Origin of the sequence: Bacillus cereus group sp. MG1, assembly GCF_040460035.1 — a bacterium.
In the GTDB taxonomy this organism is placed as follows: Bacteria; Bacillota; Bacilli; order Bacillales; family Bacillaceae_G; genus Bacillus_A; species Bacillus_A cereus.
This window is the reverse complement of the sequence record NZ_JARVGY010000001.1, coordinates 2,466,649-2,485,000: the sequence shown is the minus strand read 5'-3', so window position 1 is coordinate 2,485,000 and position 18,352 is coordinate 2,466,649. Positions and strand designations below refer to the sequence as shown.

The following is an 18,352-nucleotide window of genomic DNA, read 5'->3' as shown; positions in this document are numbered from 1 at the left end:
AGGGACGAAAGTCGGGCTTAGTGATCCGGTGGTTCCGCATGGAAGGGCCATCGCTCAACGGATAAAAGCTACCCCGGGGATAACAGGCTTATCTCCCCCAAGAGTCCACATCGACGGGGAGGTTTGGCACCTCGATGTCGGCTCATCGCATCCTGGGGCTGTAGTCGGTCCCAAGGGTTGGGCTGTTCGCCCATTAAAGCGGTACGCGAGCTGGGTTCAGAACGTCGTGAGACAGTTCGGTCCCTATCCGTCGTGGGCGTAGGAAATTTGAGAGGAGCTGTCCTTAGTACGAGAGGACCGGGATGGACGCACCGCTGGTGTACCAGTTGTTCTGCCAAGGGCATAGCTGGGTAGCTATGTGCGGAAGGGATAAGTGCTGAAAGCATCTAAGCATGAAGCCCCCCTCAAGATGAGATTTCCCATAGCGTAAGCTAGTAAGATCCCTGAAAGATGATCAGGTTGATAGGTTCGAGGTGGAAGCATGGTGACATGTGGAGCTGACGAATACTAATAGATCGAGGACTTAACCATATAATATGTAGCAATGTTATCTAGTTTTGAAGGAATATGCCTTCATAGTTTGGTGATGATGGCAGAGAGGTCACACCCGTTCCCATACCGAACACGGAAGTTAAGCTCTCTAGCGCCGATGGTAGTTGGGACCTTGTCCCTGTGAGAGTAGGACGTCGCCAAGCAACTAAACACGAGTCAAATGACTCGTGTTTTTTCGTGTTTTCTTTTATAATCCATAGTAATTAAAAAAATGTGCTTAAATAATTACTATTTTGATTAAATGCAGGGGAATGTGGCTAGGATAGTGAATAAGCAAAAGAGTTGCAAATTTTATTAATACGTATATAATTAAAGTCAAAGATAGTCAAAGTCAATAAAGGTGGCGGATAAATGAGAAATATATCTGATATCATTGAGCAATATCTAAAGCAAGTTATTGACTTAAGTAATAATAATGTGATTGAAATCAAAAGAAATGAGATTGCGGATCGATTCGAGTGCGTACCATCTCAAATCAATTATGTAATCAATACCCGTTTTACATTAGAAAGAGGATTTGTAGTAGAAAGTAAACGTGGTGGAGGAGGTTACATTCGCATTATAAAAGTCAAACTGCATGATGATATAGACATTATTGATCAAATGCTTCATATGATTGATCATAGCGTTGCACAAGGGAATGCAGAGAGTATGATTATACGTTTATTAGAAGAGGGAATCATAACAGGCCGTGAAGCAAAACTAATGTTAAGTGTACTAGATCGTTCTGTATTATCAATGGATATTCCTTCTCGAGATGAACTTAGGGCTCGAATATTATGCGCAATGTTAAGAACACTGAAATATAAATAAATACAGCTTTTGTAAAAGAATGATAATTAAGATAGGGCAGTTAAATATTGTAGAAGTTTTGAAAAAGAGCATGTACTTTTATCTAAATGGATTAAGGAAAGAGGACAATCTAGTAATGTATGAAAAGTATCATGAGGTAGATCGTTCCTGTTGTAAAGGTGGGGATATTGATGACTTGTCAAAACTGTAATATAAGACCAGCAACTTTACATTATACAAAAGTAATCAACGAGAAGAAGGCGGAAGTTCATCTTTGTGAGCAATGTGCAGAGCAAAGTGGCTATACGTCTTTCTTTCAATCATCACAGTCTAACTTTTCATTTCATGATGTATTTGCTGGTTTATTACACGGTGAATCAACAATGTTTGGAGAAGGAAAAAACGGGTTTTCAAATACAAATACAATAAGATGTCCAGGTTGTAAGATGACATACGAACATTTTACAAAGGTGGGACGCCTTGGTTGTGCTTCTTGTTACGATACATTTAAAGGACACTTAAACCCATTGTTAAAACGACTTCATGGTGGACATACAGAACATTGTGGAAAAATTCCGGAACGAATGGAAGGAAATATCCACTTAAAGAAAGAATTAGATGAACTAAAACTTATTCTGAAACAATATGTACAGAATGAGGAGTTTGAGAAAGCTGCTGAGGTAAGAGATGAAATTCGAGGGCTTGAAACTCAGCTTAGTGAGCATAGAGAGGGGGAGTAGTTCTATGTCACTGGACAAAATTATGAATGAAGCGATTAGTCCATGGATGAAGGGGGATGGCCCTGATTCTGATATTGTTTTAAGTAGTCGAATTCGTTTGGCTCGTAATTTTAAGCAATATCAATTTTCTACTATGCAAAACGAAGAGGAAGCTCAAAAGGTTCAAGAATTATTTAAAAAGAAATTTATAAATAAAGCGGTAGAGCCCTTTGGGAAGTTTGGACTATTAAAAATGAATGAATTAACGCCTCTTCAAAGGAGAGTTTTAGTCGAAAAGCATTTAATTAGTCCAAATCTAGCAGGGACTGAATATGGAGCATGTCTGTTATCAGAAAGCGAACACATTAGTGTGATGCTTAATGAGGAAGACCACATTAGGATTCAGTGCCTATTTCCAGGACTACAGTTATCAAAGGCGCTTCAAAGCGCCAATCAAATAGATAATTGGATTGAGAAAGAGGTTGAATATGCTTTTGATGAATCACTTGGATATATTACGAGTTGTCCTACTAACGTTGGTACAGGATTAAGAGCTTCTGTAATGATTCATTTACCAGGGCTGGTTTTAACAAAAAGAATTAGCCGTATTATACAAGTAATTCAAAAATTAGGTTTAGTAGTAAGAGGAATATACGGTGAAGGTAGCGAAGCGTTAGGTAATATATTTCAAGTATCAAATCAAATGACGCTAGGGAAATCCGAAGAAGATATTATTGCAGATTTAAAGAGTGTCATGCAGCAAATTATACAACAAGAAAAATTGGCCAGAGAATTAATTGTACAAAATTCGAGTATTGAGCTTGAAGATAAGGTTTATCGTTCTTACGGTATACTAGCAAATAGTCGTTTAATTCAATCTGCAGAAGCGGCAACTTGCTTATCGGATGTACGACTTGGTATTGATCTAGGATATATAAAAGGTATATCGAGAAATATTTTGACTGAGCTAATGGTTCTTACGCAACCAGGTATTTTACAACAATACGCAGGAGGACCTTTAGGACCAGAAGAAAGAGATTATCGAAGAGCAACCTTAATCCGTGAGCGATTACGTATTGAAAAAAACTAAGCGCAAGTAGGAGGCGATTTCTATGATGTTTGGAAGATTTACAGAAAGAGCACAGAAAGTATTAGCTTTATCTCAAGAGGAAGCAATTCGCATTGGGCATAATAATATTGGAACAGAACATATTTTACTTGGGCTTGTACGCGAAGGTGAAGGAATTGCAGCAAAAGCGTTAATTGCTCTTGGATTGAGCCCGGAGAAAGTGCAAAAAGAGGTAGAAGCGTTAATTGGACGTGGAACAGAAGCTTCTCAAACTGTACATTATACACCTCGTGCTAAAAAAGTTATTGAATTGTCTATGGATGAAGCGCGTAAGCTAGGACATTCTTACGTTGGAACAGAACATATTTTACTTGGCTTAATCCGTGAAGGTGAAGGTGTAGCGGCACGTGTTTTAAATAATTTAGGCGTCAGCCTTAACAAAGCAAGACAACAAGTGTTACAACTTCTTGGAAGTAACGAGGCAAGTTCAGGTCACCAAGGTGGTTCATCGACAAATGCCAATACACCGACACTAGACAGTTTAGCGCGCGACTTAACAGTTGTTGCACGTGAGAATCGTTTGGATCCTGTTATTGGACGTAGTAAAGAAATTCAACGTGTAATTGAAGTGTTAAGCCGTAGAACAAAAAACAATCCAGTGTTAATTGGAGAGCCTGGTGTAGGTAAAACAGCAATTGCTGAAGGGTTAGCACAGCAAATCGTAAATAATGAAGTTCCTGAAACGTTAAGAGATAAGCGTGTTATGACACTAGATATGGGAACAGTGGTAGCTGGGACGAAATATCGTGGTGAGTTTGAAGATCGTTTAAAGAAAGTAATGGATGAAATACGTCAAGCAGGGAATATTATTCTATTTATTGATGAACTTCATACATTAATCGGTGCAGGTGGAGCAGAAGGTGCAATCGATGCATCAAATATTTTAAAACCATCTTTAGCACGCGGAGAATTACAATGTATTGGTGCGACAACTTTAGATGAGTATCGTAAATATATTGAAAAGGATGCAGCTTTAGAGAGACGTTTCCAGCCAATTCATGTTGATGAGCCGAGTCTAGAAGAATCAACTCAAATCTTGAAAGGTTTACGCGATCGTTATGAGGCCCATCACCGTGTGTCTATTACAGATGATGCAATTGATGCAGCTGTGAAACTTTCCGATCGTTATATTACGGATCGTTTCTTACCAGATAAAGCAATTGATTTAATTGATGAAGCTGCTTCAAAGGTTCGCTTACGTTCTTATACAACACCACCAAACTTAAAAGAGCTTGAAGTGAATCTTGAGGAAATTCGAAAAGAAAAAGATGCGGCTGTACAAAGTCAAGAGTTTGAAAAGGCTGCTTCCTTACGTGATATGGAACAACGCTTACGTGAGAAATTGGAAGATACAAAGCGTCAGTGGAAAGAACAACAAGGAAAAGAAAATTCAGAGGTTACGGTAGAAGATATTGCAAATGTCGTTTCTACATGGACACGTATCCCTGTTTCTAAACTTGCACAAACAGAGACTGATAAATTATTAAACTTAGAATCCATTCTTCATGATCGTGTCATCGGCCAGGATGAAGCGGTAGTGGCTGTAGCGAAAGCTGTTCGTCGTGCAAGAGCAGGACTGAAAGATCCGAAACGTCCAATTGGTTCATTTATTTTCTTAGGACCAACAGGTGTAGGTAAAACAGAATTAGCAAGAGCATTGGCAGAATCTATGTTCGGTGATGAGGATGCAATGATTCGCATTGATATGTCTGAGTATATGGAGAAACATTCAACTTCTCGCTTAGTTGGTTCTCCTCCAGGATATGTTGGGTATGAAGAAGGCGGACAATTAACAGAGAAGGTTCGTCGTAAGCCGTATTCAGTTGTCCTATTAGATGAAGTAGAGAAGGCGCATCCTGATGTATTTAATATTTTACTACAGGTATTGGAAGATGGTCGTTTAACTGATTCTAAAGGACGTACAGTTGACTTCCGTAATACGATTGTTATTATGACGTCTAACGTTGGTGCTGAGGCGTTAAAACGTAACAAACATCTTGGATTTAACGTACAAGATGAAAGTCGTGATTATTCGGATATGAAAGGTAAAGTAATGGATGAGCTGAAAAAGGCATTTCGTCCAGAATTCTTAAACCGTATTGATGAAATTATCGTATTCCATATGCTTGAGAAAAAACATATTCAAGAAATTGTGACTCTTATGGTAAATCAGTTAGTGAATCGCTTAAAAGAACAAGAAATTGAATTGCAATTAACAGAAGGGGCGATTGCAGCTATTGCTGATAAAGGGTTTGATCGTGAATATGGTGCTCGTCCACTACGTAGAGCAATTCAGAAGCATGTAGAAGATAGACTATCGGAAGAACTTTTAAAAGGTGCTATTGAGAAAGGACAAAAAGTTATCTTTGATGTAGAAGGGGAAACATTTGTCATTCATAGTGCTGAAAAGGTAAAATAAGTATAGACAAACTAAGAGGGCTACGAGATAGCCCTCTTTCTTGTACGAGAAGGTCAAATGTTTATAGATGAAAGCGAAGTGAAATATAAAAAGATATGGCTAAAAAGAAAACAAAATTCACATGTCAAGAGTGTGGTTATCAATCACCAAAATATATGGGTAAATGTCCAGGGTGTGGTCAATGGAATTCGCTTGTTGAAGAGATGGAACCCGTTGTATCATCCAGACGCCTAAATTATGCAAATGCAATTCAAACAGAAGTAACAAAACCAAGACGTCTTACAGAAGTAGAAACAAAGTCTGAGGCACGTATTGAAACAAAATTTCAGGAGTTTAACCGTGTACTAGGTGGCGGAATTGTAGATGGATCTTTAGTACTTATTGGTGGGGACCCTGGGATTGGAAAATCAACGTTATTATTACAGATTTCCTCGCAATTAGCAGATGCTTCATATGATGTATTGTATATATCAGGTGAGGAGTCAGCAAAGCAGATTAAACTTCGTGCAGATCGTTTACATGTAAATGGTAGTAATCTATTTGTTGTATCAGAGACAGATTTACAGCGTATTGCAGCACATATTGAAGAGATGAATCCTGCTTTTGTTGTTATTGATTCTATTCAAACGATACATTTACCTGAGGTGACATCAGCTCCTGGTAGCGTGGCGCAAGTACGTGAATGTACAGCAGAATTAATGAAACTTGCAAAAACAAAGGGAATCCCAATTTTCATCGTAGGACATGTGACAAAAGAAGGTGCAATTGCGGGGCCGCGTATGTTAGAACATATGGTCGATGCAGTTCTTTACTTTGAAGGAGATCGACACCATACATATCGTATTTTACGAGCTGTAAAGAATCGTTTTGGTTCTACGAATGAAATGGGTATCTTTGAAATGAAAGAACTTGGCCTTGCAGAAGTCTTAAATCCTTCTGAAATTTTCCTTGAGGAAAGACCAGTTGGAGTTGCAGGTTCAACAGTAGTTGCCTCAATGGAAGGAACAAGACCAGTTTTAGTAGAAATACAGGCATTAATTTCCCCTACTAGTTTTGGAAATCCTCGAAGAATGGCGACAGGAATTGATCATAATCGTGTCTCGCTTATTATGGCGGTACTAGAGAAAAGAACAGGTTTACTATTACAAAATCAAGATGCGTATTTAAAAGTAGCTGGTGGTTTGAAATTAGATGAACCGGCAATTGATTTAGCTGTTGCCTTAAGTATAGCTTCAAGTTTTAGAGATAAATCTACGGCACCAACTGATGCGGTAATAGGAGAAGTTGGATTAACTGGAGAAATAAGAAGAGTATCAAGAATCGAACAACGTGTACAAGAAGCAGCTAAATTAGGATTTCAACGTGCTATCATTCCTAGAAAAAATTTAGGGGGGTGGACAATTCCAGAGGGGATTGAGGTTGTAGGTGTTTCTAATTTAGGAGAAGCGCTTCGTTTGACATTAGGAGGCTAGGCTATGGAAGAAAATAAGCAACGTGTCAAAAGTATAATTAATATTTTACAGCTCGTGGCCCCGGGAACACCACTGCGCGAAGGGATAGATAATGTACTTCGTGCACAAACAGGGGGACTAATTGTTCTTGGGTATAATGAGCAGATTAAAAGCATTGTTGATGGTGGTTTTCATATTAATTGCGCATTCTCTCCTGCTAGTTTATATGAATTAGCAAAAATGGATGGAGCACTTATTTTAAATGAAACTGGAAGTAAAATTTTAATTGCAAACGCACAGTTAGTTCCGGATTCATCTATTGATTCTATTGAAACAGGTATGCGTCACCGAACAGCAGAGCGTGTAGCAAAGCAGACGGGCAGCCTTGTTGTGGCCATTTCACAAAGACGTAATGTAATTACGCTATATCAAGGGAACTTACGTTATACACTAAAAGATATAGGTGTCATTTTAACGAAGGCAAATCAAGCAATTCAAACGCTAGAAAAATATAAGGCTGTATGGAATGACGGCATTACGAATTTGGGTATTCTAGAATTTGAAGAGGTCGTTACAATGTCCGAGGTGGTTCACGTTTTACATAGTGTTGAAATGGTGCTGCGTATAAAAAATGAAATATTGAGCTATATTCATGAGCTAGGAACAGAAGGTAGGTTAATTCGTTTACAGCTTACAGAATTACTAGCTGATTTAGAGGCAGAGGCAGCATTGTTAATTAAAGATTATCACCAGGAGAAAACACAAGACCATCATCAAATCTTGAAAAAGTTACAAGATCTTGCAAATACACAACTTTTAGAGGATAGTGATTTAGTTAAATTACTTGGGTATCCAGGACAAACAAGTTTAGAAGAAAGTGTGACACCTAGAGGGTACCGAATCACAAGCAAGATTTCTCGTGTTCCGCCACTTATTATCGAGAATTTAATTAATCGATTTAAAACATTGCAAGGTGTTTGCCGAGCAACTATTAATGAATTGGATGATGTGGAAGGAATTGGAGAAGTGAGAGCGAAGAAAATACGAGAAGGTCTAAAAAGAATTCAAGAGCATCTCTATATGAGTAGACACAATTAAGAATATTACATTGATTCTATAATATAACGACACTAGAACATTTTTGGTATATGATATGATATATTGGTAAATAAAACTATTTACAAAAAAACACGTCCGCTTTTGCATTCGGCGTTTTGATTAGCGAAACAATGGTTAATAATGAGTAGGAGGTGGTTGGATGTTAAAACGGATTGTACAGCTCTTCTTTTTAGTGATCGGGGGAGCGTTAGGGATTTACTTAATCCCAAAAATTATTAATGTATTAGATATCGGTGCGGTTCCTTTGTTGGAAGGATCGTATGTTCGTGCAATTATTGGTGCAATTATTTTATTTTTAACAACATTTTGGCTTGTAGATTATATTGTTCAACTTATTAAGCATATTGAAGAGGCTCTTGTAAAGGCGCCTGTAGCAGATGTTTTATTTGGTACATTAGGATTAATCTCTGGTCTTATTGTTGCATATTTAATTTTGATACCAATTCGTGAATTTACAATTCCAGTTATTAGTACGGTGTTGCAAGTGTTCTTCACCCTTTTACTTGGATATTTAGGATTCCAAGTAGGATTTAAAAAGAGGAATGAATTGCTAGGATTATTTACATTACCCCAACGCGGAGGTAAGAAGAAAAACAATAGTGAGAATGAAGAGGTAGAGGTCGAAGCAGAAAAATCTACGACTCATTGGAAAATTCTCGATACGAGTGTAATTATTGACGGACGTATTGCAGATATTTGCCAAACAAAGTTTTTAGAAGGAACAATTGTCATTCCGCAATTCGTATTAGAAGAGCTTCAGCATATTGCCGATTCTTCAGATGCTTTAAAGCGTAATCGTGGCCGCAGAGGGCTAGACATTTTAAATCGTATTCAAAAGGAGATGCCAATTCCGGTAGAAATTTATGAAGGCGATTTCGATGATATCCAAGAAGTAGATAGCAAGCTTGTAAAGTTGGCAAAAATCACTGGTGGAACTGTAGTAACAAACGATTTCAATTTAAACAAAGTTTCTGAATTACAAGGGGTTACGGTGTTAAACATTAATGATTTAGCTAATGCGATTAAACCAGTCGTACTCCCTGGTGAAGAATTAAGTGTTTATGTTGTGAAAGATGGTAAAGAACAAAATCAAGGTGTTGCATACTTAGATGATGGTACGATGATTGTAGTAGAAGATGGTAGAGAGTATGTGGGTTCACAACTTGACGTACTTGTTACTAGCGTATTACAAACATCGGCTGGTCGTATGATTTTTGCAAAACGTAAATTGCTAGAAAAAGCATTATAAGTAGAGGATTATTAATATGTATACATTAATTATTCCGGCAGCGGGCCAAGGAAAACGAATGGGTGCTGGTAAAAATAAGTTATTTTTACTTATAGATGAAGTACCAATTATTGTGCACACATTGCGTGCTTTTGAAAAAGATAAAGCGTGCAAAAGTATTATTATGGCAATTAACGAAGAAGAACGCCCGTATTTTGAAGAGTTAATGCAGAAGTACCAGATTGAAAAGCACGTACAATTTATTCAGGGTGGAGCCGAAAGACAAGATAGCGTATATAACGCACTTCAGTATGCGAGTGGTGTCGAATATGTTCTTGTGCATGACGGGGCGCGCCCGTTCGTAACGAATAAAGTGATTCGCGATGTATTAATTGCAGCAGAAAAATATGGAGCTTCCATTTGTGCAGTGCCAGTAAAAGATACTGTTAAGAAAGTAGAGCAGGGTGTTGTTGTAGAAACGGTAGAGCGATCTCAACTTAACGCTGTACAAACACCACAAGGATTCTCTGTTTCTCTTTTGCTAGAAGCTCATAGAAGCGCAAAGCAAAGTTGTTTTCTTGGCACAGATGATGCAAGTCTCGTAGAACGTGTTGGGAAGCAAGTAGGTGTAGTAGAGGGGAGTTACTATAATATTAAAGTGACGACTCCGGAAGATCTATTAATTGCTGAAAGGTTCCTACGTGTTCAGAAGAAATAACGTTGATGATGTGTTAATAAAGAAAAGCTCGGCAACAGCCGGGCTTTTCTTTATAAGGATAGCGATATAATATAGAGTCATAAAGCTCAGTAGTTTAGCTTAAGGAGGAAGTAAGGATGTTTCGAATTGGACAAGGTTTTGATGTACATGAATTTGCGGAAGGGCGCCCGTTGATTATTGGTGGAATTACAATTCCACACGAGAAAGGATTAATCGGTCATTCAGATGCAGATGTATTGTTACATACGATTGCTGATGCATGTTTAGGTGCGATTGCAGCAGGAGATATCGGAAAGCACTTTCCTGATACAGACCCAGCTTTTAAAGATGCAGATTCAGCTGTATTGTTACAAAAAGTTTGGGAATTTGTGCGTGAACAAGGTTACGAGTTAGGAAATTTAGATTGTACAATTATTGCTCAACAACCAAAAATGGCACCACATATTGAGAGCATGCGTAAGCGCATTAGTGAACTGTTAGAAACGTCTATCGATAACATTAATGTAAAGGCAACAACAACAGAAAAATTAGGATTTACAGGTAGAGAAGAAGGGATTGCTTCTCAAGCGGTTGTTTTATTACAGAAAAAATAATGGTTTTTAATTCGTAAGATGGATAATCACATTTTTTTGGTGTACAATTATAGAATGTGTTGACATTAAGGATGGAAGGTGTACCAATTATGGAAAAGCAAGTGAGAGTACGCTACGCGCCAAGTCCAACAGGACACTTACATATCGGAAATGCGCGTACGGCATTATTTAATTATTTATTTGCTCGTCATTTAGATGGCAAATTTATTATTCGTATTGAAGATACTGATGTAAAACGTAACGTGGCTGGTGGAGAAGAAAGCCAATTAAAATACTTGAAATGGCTCGGTATGGACTGGGATGAAGGTGTTGATGTTGGTGGTGAATTTGGACCATATCGCCAAACAGAGCGTTTAGATATTTATAAAAAATTATATGAAGATTTATTAGAGCGTGGTCTAGCTTATAAATGTTATATGACAGAAGAAGAGCTAGAAGCAGAGCGTGAAGGACAAATCGCTCGCGGTGAAACACCTCGTTACGCAGGTAACCACCGTGAATTAACTGAAGAACAAGTGAAAGAATTTGAAGCTGAGGGACGTATTCCAAGTATTCGTTTCCGTGTACCAGCTGATCGTGACTACACATTCAAAGATATTGTAAAAGATGAAGTTGCGTTCCATTCAAATGATTTCGGTGATTTTGTTATTGTGAAAAAAGATGGAATTCCAACTTATAACTTTGCAGTAGCAGTAGATGATCATCTAATGGAAATTACACATGTACTTCGTGGTGATGATCATATTTCAAATACACCGAAACAAATGATGATTTATGAAGCTTTCGGCTGGGATATTCCACAATTCGGTCATATGACTCTAATTGTTAATGAAAGTCGTAAAAAGTTAAGTAAGCGTGATGAATCTATTATTCAATTTATTGAGCAATATAAAGAGCTTGGGTATCTTCCAGAAGCAATCTTTAACTTTATTGCACTACTAGGTTGGTCTCCGGTAGGAGAAGAAGAAATCTTCTCTAAAGATGAGTTTATCAAAATGTTCGATGCAGCTCGTTTATCAAAATCACCTGCATTATTTGATTCTCAAAAACTAAAATGGATGAACAACCAGTATATGAAAAAGCAAGATTTAGATACGGTTGTAGAGTTAAGCTTACCGCATTTAGTGAAAGCTGGACGTGTGGGAGAAACTTTAAGCGAACAAGACCAAGCTTGGATTCGTGATGTAATTGCTTTATACCATGAACAAATGAGTTTTGGAGCTGAAATTGTAGAGCTTTCTGAAATGTTCTTTAAAGATCATGTTGACTATGAAGAAGAAGGACAAGAAGTATTAAATGGTGAACAAGTACCTGAAGTACTTCGTGCATTTGCTGGTCAAATAGAAGCTCTAGAAGCAATGGAGCCAGCAGCAATTAAGGCAGCGATTAAAGCAGTTCAAAAGGAAACAGGACATAAAGGTAAAAATTTATTTATGCCAATCCGTGTTGCAACTACAGGACAAACGCATGGTCCAGAGCTTCCGAATGCTATTGCACTTCTTGGAAAAGAAAAAGTTTTAAATCGTCTTCAAAAAGTAATTGGTTAACATTTTCTAGGTTTAGAAATATAATAAGTATACCTAAAACCTAATAAGGAAAAGCGACGAGAAGGAGAAGTAGAAAATCAGGCTTTTTACAGAGAGAACCACCTTTAGGCTGGGAGTGGTTTATAAGCGGATTTTTGAAATGCCCCTTCGAGTCTTCTGCTGAACAGCGAATTGCTTCGTGGGATGTCTTAGGCCGCAAAGTAAGCAGGAGCGGTGTACACCGTTATCATGGATGAGTTTGAGGCTTTTTTAAGCCTAAACAGAGTGGAACCGCGCTTAAAAGGCGTCTCTGTCAATATGACAGAGACGCCTTTTTTTTATACCGTGTAAATAGGTATGAATATAGAATTTATCTCCTTATATAAAGAATTAGGGGAGAAGTGATGAGTTAGGGGAGTTAGTTCGTTCGACAAAAAAGCAGCCCATAAAGGGGAGGGAACACCGATGTTTAAGAGGCTTCGGGAAGATATTGAAGTCGTTTTTGAACAGGATCCAGCGGCAAGAGGTTATTTCGAAGTCATTTTAACTTACTCTGGATTACATGCAGTTTGGGCCCATCGAATTGCACATGCTTTTTATAAAAGAAATTTTTTCTTTCTTGCACGTTTTGTTTCACAAGTGAGCCGCTTTTTTACTGGCATTGAGATCCATCCAGGAGCAACTATTGGTCGACGCTTTTTTATAGATCATGGAATGGGAGTTGTAATTGGAGAAACTTGTGAAATTGGTGATAATGTAACGATTTATCAAGGGGTTACATTAGGTGGTACAGGAAAAGAAAAAGGGAAGAGGCACCCAACAATTCAGGATAATGTATTAATTGCGACGGGTGCTAAAGTTCTTGGGTCTATTACTGTGGGAGAGAATTCTAAAATCGGAGCAGGGTCTGTCGTATTAAAAGAAGTTCCTGCACATTCTACAGTTGTAGGTATACCTGGCCGTGTCGTTATTCAAAATGGAGTAAAGATTGGTCAAGAATTAAATCACTCTGACCTTCCAGATCCGATTTTTGATAAATTAAAGGCTATGGAAGTAGAACTTGATAAATTGAAGAAACAATTGGAATTAAAGGTAGAAAGGAAGGATAAAAATGACTATTCACATTTATAATACGTTAACACGTCAAAAAGAAGAGTTTGTTCCATTAGAAGAAAATAAGGTAAAGATGTATGTATGCGGACCTACAGTTTATAACTACATTCATATTGGGAATGCAAGACCTCCTATGGTATTCGATACAGTGCGTCGTTATTTAGAATACAAAGGATACGATGTGCAATATGTATCTAACTTTACGGACGTAGATGATAAATTAATTAAAGCGGCAAATGAATTAGGTGAAGATGTACCAACGATTGCTGATCGTTTTGTTGAAGCGTACTTTGAAGATGTAACAGCACTAGGTTGCAAACACGCAACAGTTCATCCTCGTGTAACAGAAAATATGGATATCATTATTGAATTTATTCAAGAACTTGTGAATAAAGGGTATGCATATGAATCAGAGGGTGATGTGTACTTTAAGACGAAGGAATTCGAAGGTTACGGTAAATTATCACATCAACCAATCGCAGATTTACGTCACGGTGCTCGTATTGAGGTAGGGGAAAAGAAACAAGACCCTCTTGATTTTGCTTTATGGAAAGCTGCGAAAGAAGGAGAAATCTTCTGGGAAAGCCCTTGGGGGCAAGGACGTCCAGGATGGCATATTGAATGCTCAGCAATGGCGCGTAAGTATTTAGGGGATACAATTGACATTCATGCTGGTGGGCAAGACTTGGCGTTCCCGCATCATGAAAATGAAATTGCGCAGTCAGAGGCATTGACTGGAAAAACGTTTGCACGTTACTGGATGCATAATGGATATATTAATATTAACAATGAGAAGATGTCTAAATCGCTGGGTAACTTTATTTTAGTTCACGATATTATTAAGCAATACGACCCGCAGTTAATTAGATTCTTTATGTTATCAGTACACTATCGTCACCCGATTAACTTTAGTGAAGAGTTATTACAAAGTACGAATAATGGACTGGAAAGAATTAAAACAGCTTATGGAAACTTAAAGCATCGTATGGAGAGTAGTACGGATTTAACGGACCATAATGAGAAATGGTTAGCTGAAATAGAGAAATTCCAGACTGCATTTGAAGAGGCAATGAATGATGACTTTAACACTGCAAATGCAATTACCGAATTATACAACGTAGCAAATCATGCAAATCAATATTTACTTGAAGAGCATACATCTAAAGTTGTGATTGAAGCATACGTAAAACAACTGGAAACGTTATTTGATATTTTAGGATTAGAATTATCAAAAGAAGAATTACTGGATGAAGAAATTGAAGAGCTTATCCAAAAGCGCATTGAAGCTCGTAAAAATCGCGATTTCGCATTGTCTGATCAAATTCGTGACGATTTAAAAGAACGTAATATTATTTTAGAAGATACCGCTCAAGGTACAAGATGGAAAAGAGGATAAGGATGATTGATGCAAAGCAATTAAACAGCTTGGCGTTAGCGTATATGGGTGATGCGGTATATGAACAATATATCCGCTATCACCTCCTTCAAAAAGGAAAAGTTCGCCCTAATCAATTACATCGCTTAGGGACGAGCTTTGTTTCAGCAAAAGCACAGGCGAAAGTTGTTTATCATTTATTAGAGACGGCATTTTTGACAGAGGAAGAAGAGGCGGTATTAAGAAGAGGGCGTAATGCAAATTCAGGTACAGTTCCGAAAAATACGGATGTACAAACATATCGACATAGTACAGCCTTTGAAGCACTAATTGGTTATCATCATTTATTAAATAATCGTGAAAGATTAGACGAAATTGTATATAAGGCAATTGCAGTTTTAGAAGAAAAGGAAGGGGGCACATCATCATGACTAGTGAATATATTATCGGACGTAACCCTGTAATTGAAGCGTTAAGATCAGGGAGAGATATTAATAAAATTTGGATCGCAGAAGGTGCTGCCAAAGGACAAGTACAAATTGTACTAGCGTTAGCGAAAGAAAATAAGATTATTTTACAACATGCACCAAAGAAAAAGTTAGATCAATTAGTTGAGGGTAATCATCAAGGTGTAATTGCTCAAGTAGCTGCATATCAGTATGCAGAGTTAGAAGATTTATTCAAAGTGGCAGAAAAACGTAATGAAGATCCGTTCTTCTTGATTTTAGATGAGATTGAAGATCCGCATAATCTAGGTTCTATTATGCGTACTGCTGATGCAACAGGAGCTCATGGAATTATTATTCCGAAGAGAAGAGCTGTGGGACTTACCGCATCAGTTGCGAAAGCATCAACAGGAGCGATTGAATACATTCCTGTTGCGCGCGTAACAAACTTATCTCGTACAATTGATGAATTAAAAGAGCGTGGACTTTGGATTGCTGGTACAGATGCCAAAGGGAAAACGGATTACCGTAATTTAGATGGTACAATGCCGATTGGATTAGTAATTGGTAGTGAAGGAAAAGGTATGAGTCGTATTATTGGTGAAAAGTGTGATTTCTTAATCACTCTACCGATGGTTGGTAAAGTTACATCCTTAAATGCTTCAGTAGCCGCAAGTTTGTTAATGTATGAGGTATATCGTAAACGTCACGAAATTGGTAAATAAAAAATGAACGATATTTTAATCGTTGACGGCTACAACATTATCGGAGCTTGGGGAGATTTGAAGAAACTGCGGGATGTAGATTTACAATCATCAAGAGATGCGCTTATTGATAAGATGGCGGATTATCAAGGTTATACAGGCACAAAAGTGATGATAGTCTTTGATGCCTATACAGTCCATGGTATTGAAAAAAAGATGAAACAATCTCGTGTAGAAGTAATATTCACACGAAAGAATCAAACTGCAGACGAAAAGATAGAGCAACTTGCGATAGAGCTTAGAAATATAAATACACAAATATATGTTGCGACTTCTGATTATACAGAACAATGGGTTATATTTGGGCAAGGTGCCCTTCGAAAATCTGCGCGTGAATTAGAGTTGGAAGTACAAGCGATGGAACAACAAGTAAGAAGGCGTACAAAAGACACGAAAGAACAGCAGCCCGCCATGCGAAAGATATTTAGTAAGGATATTACAGAAAAATTAGAAAAATTAAGAAGAGGAGAGCGTTGAAGCATTGACGCTCTTTATCTTTTTACTGTATAATATTGCTAAATAAATAGCGGTCGGAGGGATCAAGGTGGAAGCAGGCTTCGTAAGTATAGGCGACGTTACATTTCGTGATTTAGAGGATGAGGCAATCGTTGAGTTAGTTCGAAAAGGTAATACTGACGCTCTAGAATATTTAATTCACAAGTATAAGAACTTTGTTCGTGCGAAATCAAGATCTTACTTTTTAGTGGGTGCCGATCGAGAAGACATTGTTCAAGAAGGTATGATAGGGTTGTTTAAAGCAATTCGTGATTATAAAGAGGACAAGCTGTCTTCATTCAAAGCATTTGCTGAACTATGTATCACTCGACAAATTATTACCGCTATTAAAACGGCAACAAGACAAAAACATATTCCTTTAAATTCGTATGTGTCTTTAGATAAGCCGATTTACGATGAGGAATCTGATCGAACGTTATTGGATGTTATTTCTGAAGCGAAGGTGACTGATCCTGAAGAGATGATCATTAGCCAGGAAGAATATACAGACATAGAATCAAAAATATCTGAATTATTAAGCGATTTAGAAAGGAAAGTGCTTTCTTTATATTTAGATGGTCGTTCTTATCAAGAGATTTCAGAACAGTTAAACAGGCATGTGAAATCTATTGATAACGCTTTACAAAGAGTAAAGAGGAAATTGGAACGATATATGGAAATGAGAGAAAGTACAACTTTAAATTCATAAGAAGTAACAAGTGCTGCAGGTGTAAAATAAATCACCTGTTTTCTTTTGTAGAGAGTACAAAATGCATGTCATTGACATTGTCTTTTATTGTATGATACATTTTTAGGGACATAATGTTACAAGGTTGGTGTAACTAATGAGGAAAAAAGTTGTACTCTCATGTGAAGAGTGTAAAAATCGAAACTACTCTACTATGAAAGATACGAGCTCAATAGAGCGACTTGAAATAAAAAAGTTTTGTAAAACATGCAATCAGCATACAGTTCACAAGGAAACAAAATAAATAATTGAAATAATACACTGGAGGTCCCGCAGATGCGTTTAACGAACTTTTTCGGCGATGTAGGTCGCGAAATGAAAAAAGTAAGTTGGCCTAAAAAAGATGAATTACTCCGCTCAACAGCGACTGTTGTTGCTACAGTTGTGTTCTTTGCGATTTTCTTCGCAGTAGTTGATATGGGCATTTCTTCTTTAATTCGGTTAATTCTTGGTTAATTCTTGAATAAGAAGCACTTATCCATGATATAATGTTATTTATAAGAACTGTGTAAAAGCCCGGTGAACGGGTTTTTTCATTTGCGCAAAAAAATGTACGTCAGGGAGGGAAGGACGCTCGTCCTAAATGAATGGAAAAAAGTTGGTATGTTGTCCATACTTATTCTGGATATGAAAATAAAGTAAAAGCAAACCTAGAGAAACGTGTAGAATCAATGGGTATGCAAGATAAAATTTTCCGTGTTGTTGTCCCGGAAGAAGTAGAAGTAGAAATGAAAAACGGAAAAGAAAAATTAATGAAAAGAAAAGTGTTCCCAGGTTATGTATTAGTAGAATTAATCATGACTGATGACTCTTGGTATGTTGTACGTAACACGCCGGGTGTAACTGGGTTCGTTGGTTCTTCTGGTTCTGGATCTAAACCATCACCTCTATTAGAAGAGGAAGTTGTTACCATTATGAAACATATGGGAATGGACAACGAAGTGGTTGATTTCGACTTTGAACTTCATGAGACAGTACGTGTAAATGAGGGGCCATTCGCAGATTATACAGGTGCTATTGAAGAAATTGATGTGGAGAAGAAAAAGGTTAGCGTGCTTGTGGATATGTTTGGTCGCGAGACTCCAGTTGAACTTGACTTCCATCAAATTGAAAAATTATAAAATGAAACTTGAAATGAATTGTAAAAAGTGATAATATCTTTTAA

Annotated in this window: 19 protein-coding genes, 2 rRNA genes and 1 other annotated feature (1 of these 22 cut by a window edge); all 21 genes read left to right on the top strand. The window is 37.6% G+C overall.

The genetic code is table 11. The features are described 5' to 3' along the window. A 23S ribosomal RNA gene (locus QCI79_RS12950) occupies window positions 1-531 on the top strand (it extends 2,391 nt beyond the left edge of the window). Between the two features lie 48 nt (window positions 532-579). Further along, a 5S ribosomal RNA gene (gene rrf / locus QCI79_RS12945) occupies window positions 580-695 on the top strand. A 208-nt stretch (window positions 696-903) separates the two neighbouring features. Continuing rightward, window positions 904-1,365 carry a transcriptional regulator CtsR gene (gene ctsR / locus QCI79_RS12940; protein WP_001244565.1) on the top strand — a complete coding sequence of 154 codons (462 nt, stop codon included), beginning with the start codon at window positions 904-906 and terminating at the stop codon, window positions 1,363-1,365. 170 nt (window positions 1,366-1,535) lie between these two features. Continuing rightward, window positions 1,536-2,084, top strand: coding sequence for a protein-arginine kinase activator protein McsA (mcsA, locus tag QCI79_RS12935; RefSeq protein WP_000128398.1), 549 nt, complete (start codon window positions 1,536-1,538; stop codon window positions 2,082-2,084). 4 nt (window positions 2,085-2,088) lie between these two features. Next, window positions 2,089-3,153: a protein-arginine kinase McsB gene (gene mcsB, locus QCI79_RS12930; RefSeq protein WP_000050842.1), complete on the top strand. Its 1,065-nt coding sequence runs from the start codon at window positions 2,089-2,091 to the stop codon at window positions 3,151-3,153. Between the two features lie 22 nt (window positions 3,154-3,175). Beyond that, window positions 3,176-5,611, top strand: a complete 2,436-nt coding sequence (gene clpC / locus QCI79_RS12925) for an ATP-dependent protease ATP-binding subunit ClpC (RefSeq protein WP_000971187.1) — start codon at window positions 3,176-3,178, stop codon at window positions 5,609-5,611. Window positions 5,612-5,706: 95 nt separating this feature from the next. After that, window positions 5,707-7,083: a DNA repair protein RadA gene (radA, locus tag QCI79_RS12920; RefSeq protein ID WP_001085202.1), complete on the top strand. Its 1,377-nt coding sequence runs from the start codon at window positions 5,707-5,709 to the stop codon at window positions 7,081-7,083. A 3-nt stretch (window positions 7,084-7,086) separates the two neighbouring features. Continuing rightward, window positions 7,087-8,160: a DNA integrity scanning diadenylate cyclase DisA gene (gene disA / locus QCI79_RS12915; RefSeq protein WP_000392158.1), complete on the top strand. Its 1,074-nt coding sequence runs from the start codon at window positions 7,087-7,089 to the stop codon at window positions 8,158-8,160. A gap of 160 nt (window positions 8,161-8,320) precedes the next feature. Then, entirely contained in the window at window positions 8,321-9,430 is a 1,110-nt protein-coding gene (locus tag QCI79_RS12910; RefSeq protein WP_000919677.1) for a PIN/TRAM domain-containing protein, read from the top strand. 16 nt (window positions 9,431-9,446) lie between these two features. Beyond that, complete coding sequence (gene ispD / locus QCI79_RS12905; RefSeq protein WP_021728590.1) at window positions 9,447-10,127, top strand: 2-C-methyl-D-erythritol 4-phosphate cytidylyltransferase; 681 nt, start codon at window positions 9,447-9,449, stop codon at window positions 10,125-10,127. 116 nt (window positions 10,128-10,243) lie between these two features. Further along, window positions 10,244-10,720 carry a 2-C-methyl-D-erythritol 2,4-cyclodiphosphate synthase gene (gene ispF / locus QCI79_RS12900; RefSeq protein ID WP_000488391.1) on the top strand — a complete coding sequence of 159 codons (477 nt, stop codon included), beginning with the start codon at window positions 10,244-10,246 and terminating at the stop codon, window positions 10,718-10,720. An 89-nt stretch (window positions 10,721-10,809) separates the two neighbouring features. Then, a complete protein-coding gene (gene gltX / locus QCI79_RS12895; protein ID WP_000415143.1) occupies window positions 10,810-12,267 on the top strand; it encodes a glutamate--tRNA ligase in 1,458 nt (485 codons plus the stop codon). A gap of 47 nt (window positions 12,268-12,314) precedes the next feature. Beyond that, window positions 12,315-12,561 (top strand) — a binding site (T-box leader). A gap of 150 nt (window positions 12,562-12,711) precedes the next feature. After that, window positions 12,712-13,377, top strand: a complete 666-nt coding sequence (cysE, locus tag QCI79_RS12890) for a serine O-acetyltransferase (protein ID WP_000476497.1) — start codon at window positions 12,712-12,714, stop codon at window positions 13,375-13,377. Further along, window positions 13,358-14,755 carry a cysteine--tRNA ligase gene (cysS, locus tag QCI79_RS12885; RefSeq protein ID WP_000152276.1) on the top strand — a complete coding sequence of 466 codons (1,398 nt, stop codon included), beginning with the start codon at window positions 13,358-13,360 and terminating at the stop codon, window positions 14,753-14,755. Before cysE ends, cysS begins: the two co-directional genes overlap by 20 nt. Window positions 14,756-14,757: 2 nt before the next feature. Then, on the top strand, window positions 14,758-15,165 hold the full coding sequence (locus QCI79_RS12880; RefSeq protein WP_000564261.1) for a Mini-ribonuclease 3: 408 nt from the start codon (window positions 14,758-14,760) through the stop codon (window positions 15,163-15,165). After that, window positions 15,162-15,905, top strand: coding sequence for a 23S rRNA (guanosine(2251)-2'-O)-methyltransferase RlmB (gene rlmB, locus QCI79_RS12875; protein ID WP_000200237.1), 744 nt, complete (start codon window positions 15,162-15,164; stop codon window positions 15,903-15,905). Before QCI79_RS12880 ends, rlmB begins: the two co-directional genes overlap by 4 nt. 3 nt (window positions 15,906-15,908) lie before the next feature. Next, window positions 15,909-16,421, top strand: coding sequence for an NYN domain-containing protein (locus QCI79_RS12870; protein ID WP_000997886.1), 513 nt, complete (start codon window positions 15,909-15,911; stop codon window positions 16,419-16,421). Window positions 16,422-16,488: 67 nt separating this feature from the next. After that, complete coding sequence (locus tag QCI79_RS12865; RefSeq protein ID WP_000387193.1) at window positions 16,489-17,148, top strand: RNA polymerase factor sigma-70; 660 nt, start codon at window positions 16,489-16,491, stop codon at window positions 17,146-17,148. 136 nt (window positions 17,149-17,284) lie between these two features. Continuing rightward, window positions 17,285-17,431, top strand: coding sequence for a 50S ribosomal protein L33 (gene rpmG, locus QCI79_RS12860; RefSeq protein ID WP_014481927.1), 147 nt, complete (start codon window positions 17,285-17,287; stop codon window positions 17,429-17,431). A gap of 32 nt (window positions 17,432-17,463) precedes the next feature. Then, window positions 17,464-17,643 (top strand): preprotein translocase subunit SecE, encoded by a 180-nt coding sequence (secE, locus tag QCI79_RS12855; RefSeq protein WP_001241323.1) that lies wholly within the window; start codon window positions 17,464-17,466, stop codon window positions 17,641-17,643. A gap of 131 nt (window positions 17,644-17,774) precedes the next feature. Then, window positions 17,775-18,308, top strand: a complete 534-nt coding sequence (nusG, locus tag QCI79_RS12850; protein WP_000415794.1) for a transcription termination/antitermination protein NusG — start codon at window positions 17,775-17,777, stop codon at window positions 18,306-18,308. Window positions 18,309-18,352 lie beyond the last annotated feature (44 nt).

Coding starts and splice junctions, on each gene's coding strand:
- ispF (WP_000488391.1), top strand. CDS start 10,244: ATGTTTCGAATTGGACAAGGTTTTGATGTACATGAATTTGCGGAAGGG.
- mcsB (WP_000050842.1), top strand. CDS start 2,089: ATGTCACTGGACAAAATTATGAATGAAGCGATTAGTCCATGGATGAAG.
- nusG (WP_000415794.1), top strand. CDS start 17,775: ATGGAAAAAAGTTGGTATGTTGTCCATACTTATTCTGGATATGAAAAT.
- QCI79_RS12910 (WP_000919677.1), top strand. CDS start 8,321: ATGTTAAAACGGATTGTACAGCTCTTCTTTTTAGTGATCGGGGGAGCG.
- cysS (WP_000152276.1), top strand. CDS start 13,358: ATGACTATTCACATTTATAATACGTTAACACGTCAAAAAGAAGAGTTT.
- gltX (WP_000415143.1), top strand. CDS start 10,810: ATGGAAAAGCAAGTGAGAGTACGCTACGCGCCAAGTCCAACAGGACAC.
- cysE (WP_000476497.1), top strand. CDS start 12,712: ATGTTTAAGAGGCTTCGGGAAGATATTGAAGTCGTTTTTGAACAGGAT.
- mcsA (WP_000128398.1), top strand. CDS start 1,536: ATGACTTGTCAAAACTGTAATATAAGACCAGCAACTTTACATTATACA.
- QCI79_RS12870 (WP_000997886.1), top strand. CDS start 15,909: ATGAACGATATTTTAATCGTTGACGGCTACAACATTATCGGAGCTTGG.
- disA (WP_000392158.1), top strand. CDS start 7,087: ATGGAAGAAAATAAGCAACGTGTCAAAAGTATAATTAATATTTTACAG.
- ctsR (WP_001244565.1), top strand. CDS start 904: ATGAGAAATATATCTGATATCATTGAGCAATATCTAAAGCAAGTTATT.
- radA (WP_001085202.1), top strand. CDS start 5,707: ATGGCTAAAAAGAAAACAAAATTCACATGTCAAGAGTGTGGTTATCAA.
- QCI79_RS12880 (WP_000564261.1), top strand. CDS start 14,758: ATGATTGATGCAAAGCAATTAAACAGCTTGGCGTTAGCGTATATGGGT.
- rlmB (WP_000200237.1), top strand. CDS start 15,162: ATGACTAGTGAATATATTATCGGACGTAACCCTGTAATTGAAGCGTTA.
- rpmG (WP_014481927.1), top strand. CDS start 17,285: ATGAGGAAAAAAGTTGTACTCTCATGTGAAGAGTGTAAAAATCGAAAC.
- clpC (WP_000971187.1), top strand. CDS start 3,176: ATGATGTTTGGAAGATTTACAGAAAGAGCACAGAAAGTATTAGCTTTA.
- ispD (WP_021728590.1), top strand. CDS start 9,447: ATGTATACATTAATTATTCCGGCAGCGGGCCAAGGAAAACGAATGGGT.
- secE (WP_001241323.1), top strand. CDS start 17,464: ATGCGTTTAACGAACTTTTTCGGCGATGTAGGTCGCGAAATGAAAAAA.